The following is a 3,759-nucleotide window of genomic DNA, read 5'->3' as shown; positions in this document are numbered from 1 at the left end:
CGGCAGCACCGAGCAGACCTGGGATCAGCTGGCGCTGATGGTCAAGGCCTCCGCCGAGGGGTCGGGCCTGGAATTCGACGTCATCAAGCGATTGCTCATGATGACCATCGACATCGTCGTGCACATCAAGGCCCATGCCGGGCGACGTCACATCACCGGCATCGATTTCAACCCGGGTCGACACCTGGCCGAGCACAAGTAGCAACAGCGTTTTGACAGGTCGTATCGCGTTACAGGTTTTCTAGTCGTCGGAGGTCGCACATGGTCGCTGGATTGGAAATGATGGCTTGCCCCAACCTCGCGGTTTCGCCCGAGGTGATGCAGCACATCGTCAATGTCGAGTCGAGCCATAACCCATACGCCATCGGCGTGGTGGGCGGCCAGCTCGTGCGCCAGCCGCAGAACCTGCCCGAAGCGATCGCCACCGTGCAGATGCTTGAATCGAAGGGCTACAACTATTCGGTGGGCCTGGCCCAGGTCAATCGCAACAACCTGGCCAAGTACGGCATCGACACATTCGAGAAGGCGTTTGACCAGTGCACCAACCTGTCTGTTGGCGCGCGTATCCTGGCCGACTGTTATAACGGCGCCGGTGACTGGGGCAAGGCCTTCAGTTGCTACTACTCGGGCAACTACGTCACCGGCTACCGCACCGGCTATGTGCAGAAGGTGTTCGACTCGATCGGCCGCGCCGCGCACCAGGTCGCCATGACCCAGGCTGCGCCGATCCAGTTGATCAGCCAGGCGCAGGCCATGGAGCCGACACCGCGTGGTAATCCGCGCGCCACGAACATCGCTTACAACGTGCCGGTTACCACCACGGGCGCCGCCTATCGCGTCGCCATCCGCAGCAGCCTGATCGACACGGCGGTAAACAGTCTGGTGTCGCCGGCGGTGGCTTCGATGGCCGGGCTGCCGGCAGGCTCCGCGCAGGCCGCTGCCGTGTCGGCCGCGGCCAGCACGAACAACCAGGCGGGCATTCCGCAAACCACCCAGGCGTTGGCCGCCATGATGGCCGGCCAGGGTGGCCAGGGCCAGGCCATGCCGGCGCAGGCCGCGCCTGCCGGCATGCCGCAGACCACGCAGGAATTGCAGGCCATGATGCAGAACGCGCAAGTCATGGCGCGTCAGCAGCAGCTTCAGCAACAACAGCAACAGTTGCAGGCGCAACAGATGCAGAACCAGTCCTTGCAGATGCAGAATCCCCAGCAGGTGCAGGCGATGTTGCAAGCCATGCAGTCACAGCAGGGGTCACAGCTGTCGCCGCAATTGCAGGCTCAACTGCAAGCCGCGCGCCAGGCCAATGCGCAGGCGCCGGAAGCGGCCGCGCTGGCCGCCATCGAGCAACAGGAGGCCGCGTCACAAGCTGCGGCCGATAGCGCCATTTATCGGCCACAACTCAATGGCACCATGCAGGTCGATGTACCCGGTGCCGCCGGTCAGCAACAACAGCAGGCAGCGCCGGCAGGCAACGTGCAGGCGCGTCCGGCCGATCAGGCCGACCTGCGACAGGGCGACTCGGATGGCGCCTTTGTTTTCTAGGGATTCAACATCATGCCGTTGCGTCGCGGGTCACGCGACGCGCCTACGACATGATGGCGTTATACGTGGCGAAGCCTGTCCTTCGTTACGTTGGCCTTCGGGCCGCAACCGTAAACCGGAATTTTCCGGGGCGCGGACAGTGGGAGTCGGTCATGTGTTGCATGGCCTATTTTGAAGCGGCCCAAGCATTAAAGCCGCATCGTTCTTGAATCATCCAATAGGGAAACCAAGATGGCACCGAAACAGCACAATCAGTTCCTCGACCACCAGGCCAAGAGCCTGCTCTCCGGCATCATGTTTGCCGTCATTCTGCTCGCCATGATGCTGCTGCCTGAACTGGCATTCGCAGACGACAGCAGCGCCGTTGGCGACTTCACCGATACCGGACAGAAGGTCTGCGGCTTCTTCGGCAATATCAACAAGATCCTGAACATGACCTCGATCGCCGTCGTGACGGCTGCCGTGGTGTTCTCCGGTTACCAGATCGCCTTCGCGCACAAGCGCATCGGTGACGTGGCTCCGATCCTGATCGGTGGCGTGCTGATTGGCGCCGCTGGCCAGATCGCCAAGATGGTCATCGGCACCCCGACGACCAGCACGGCTTGCAACGTGACCGCCAGCATCCAGCACGTGTCGCAGTACATGCTGGCCCGTTATGCATAAAAACGCTCTCTTTCGTGGTTGCACGCGCCCTCCCATGTTCATGGGCGTCCCCTATGTGCCTTTCTTCATTGGGGCGGGCGGCGGCTTGTTGGCGTCGATGTACTTCAATTTCTGGTTCTTGCTCACCATTCCGGTGTCGATCTTCATCATGCGGCAGATGGCACGTCGCGACGAGATGATCTTCCGGCTGCTGGGATTGCGCATGCAGTTCCGGTTGAAGGTGAGGAACATCCCGGACAACGAAGGCATGTGGGTGTTCACGCCCAACGCCTACCGCGAAAAAGCAGCAGGCAAGTGATTGAAAGTGCCCTGGCGGGATTTCCCGCCAGGGTATTCGCCAAAGATCCACACGGTAACGACATCATGTTCAGGCCAGACGCTCCCATCAGCGAGTTCGTTTCGATCTCCACCCATGTATCCCCGACGGTGCTCAAGACGACCGGCGGCGATTACATGTTGACCTGGCGCCTGGGGGGCCTGCCGTTCGTCGGCCGCGAAGAGTGGGAACTCGAACACCGGCACAACACGTTCAATCGCATGCTGCAGACGCTGCGCGCACCGGACTTCGTCAACGTCGCCTTCTGGGTGCATGACATTCGCCGGCGCCGTCGCTTGAAGGACAACAGCCGTTTCAACCAGAAATTCAACCAGCAGATGTCCGATGCGTATTTCAATGCGCTGTCGGCCACCAAACTGATGCAGAACGAGCTCTACCTGACGATGATTTATCGCCCGGTGGTGAGCGGCAAGCGCTTCGTGGAGAAATCCGCCGACGTGGCCAAGCTCGAAGCCGAGCAGCAACAAGCCATCAACACCATCCTGGAACTGGCCGGCAACGTGGAAGCCGTGCTCAAGGATTACGCGCCCTACCGTCTGGGCATGTACGAAGCCCCCAATGGCATGGTGTTCTCCGAAACCCTGGAATTCTTCGGATTCCTGCTCAATCGCATCGATGAGCCGGTTCCGGTTCTGAAGGCGCCTGTCTACGACTACCTGGCCGTGAGCAAGCAGCGCTTCTCGGCCAAGACGGGCGACTTCGCGCTGACCACGCCCAATGGCGTGAATCATTTCGGCGCGATCCTCAACATCAAGGAATACAGCGAAGCCACCTACCCGGGCATTCTCAATGGCCTGAAGTACATGGACTTCGAATACGTCGTCACGCACTCGTTCAGCCCCATGGGCCGCCATGACGCGCTCAAGGCGCTGGAGCGTACCAAGGGCATGATGGTGTCCTCGGGCGATAAATCGTTCACCCAGATCGCCGAACTCGACCACGCCATGGACCAGGTGGCTTCGGGTAACTTCGTGCTGGGCGAATACCATTTCTCGATCACTATCTACGCGGCCAGCCAGGAAGCGCTGTCGCAGCAGATCGCCCAGACGCGCGCCGAGCTATCCAACGCCGGCTTCGTCACCGTCAAGGAAGATCTCGCGGTCACCGCCGCCTTCTATGCCCAGTTTCCGGGCAACTGGAAGTTCCGCACCCGGCTGGCCAATGTCAGCTCGCTCAACTTCCTCGGTCTCTCTCCCCTGCACAACTTTGCTACCGGC

General features: G+C 60.9%; 2 protein-coding genes and 3 pseudogenes. All 5 read left to right on the top strand.

All coding sequences use genetic code 11. The annotated features are described in order from the left end of the window. Window positions 1–202, top strand: a pseudogene (locus VF436_RS12690) (P-type DNA transfer ATPase VirB11); the annotation flags it as partial. 71 nt (window positions 203–273) lie between these two features. After that, window positions 274–750 (top strand): annotated as a pseudogene (locus VF436_RS12685) (lytic transglycosylase domain-containing protein); the annotation flags it as partial. 1,113 nt (window positions 751–1,863) lie between these two features. Then, on the top strand, window positions 1,864–2,205 hold the full coding sequence (locus tag VF436_RS12680; RefSeq protein ID WP_414649846.1) for a TrbC/VirB2 family protein: 342 nt from the start codon (window positions 1,864–1,866) through the stop codon (window positions 2,203–2,205). After that, on the top strand, window positions 2,198–2,503 hold the full coding sequence (locus VF436_RS12675) for a VirB3 family type IV secretion system protein (protein ID WP_330904393.1): 306 nt from the start codon (window positions 2,198–2,200) through the stop codon (window positions 2,501–2,503). Before VF436_RS12680 ends, VF436_RS12675 begins: the two co-directional genes overlap by 8 nt. A 65-nt stretch (window positions 2,504–2,568) precedes the next feature. Next, window positions 2,569–3,759 (top strand): annotated as a pseudogene (locus tag VF436_RS12670) (VirB4 family type IV secretion/conjugal transfer ATPase); the annotation flags it as partial.

This window comes from Dyella sp., from assembly GCF_036384435.1.
GTDB lineage: Bacteria > Pseudomonadota > Gammaproteobacteria > Xanthomonadales > Rhodanobacteraceae > GSA-30.
The sequence above is the reverse complement of the archived record's forward strand: the minus strand, read 5'-3'. Positions and strand labels throughout refer to the sequence as shown.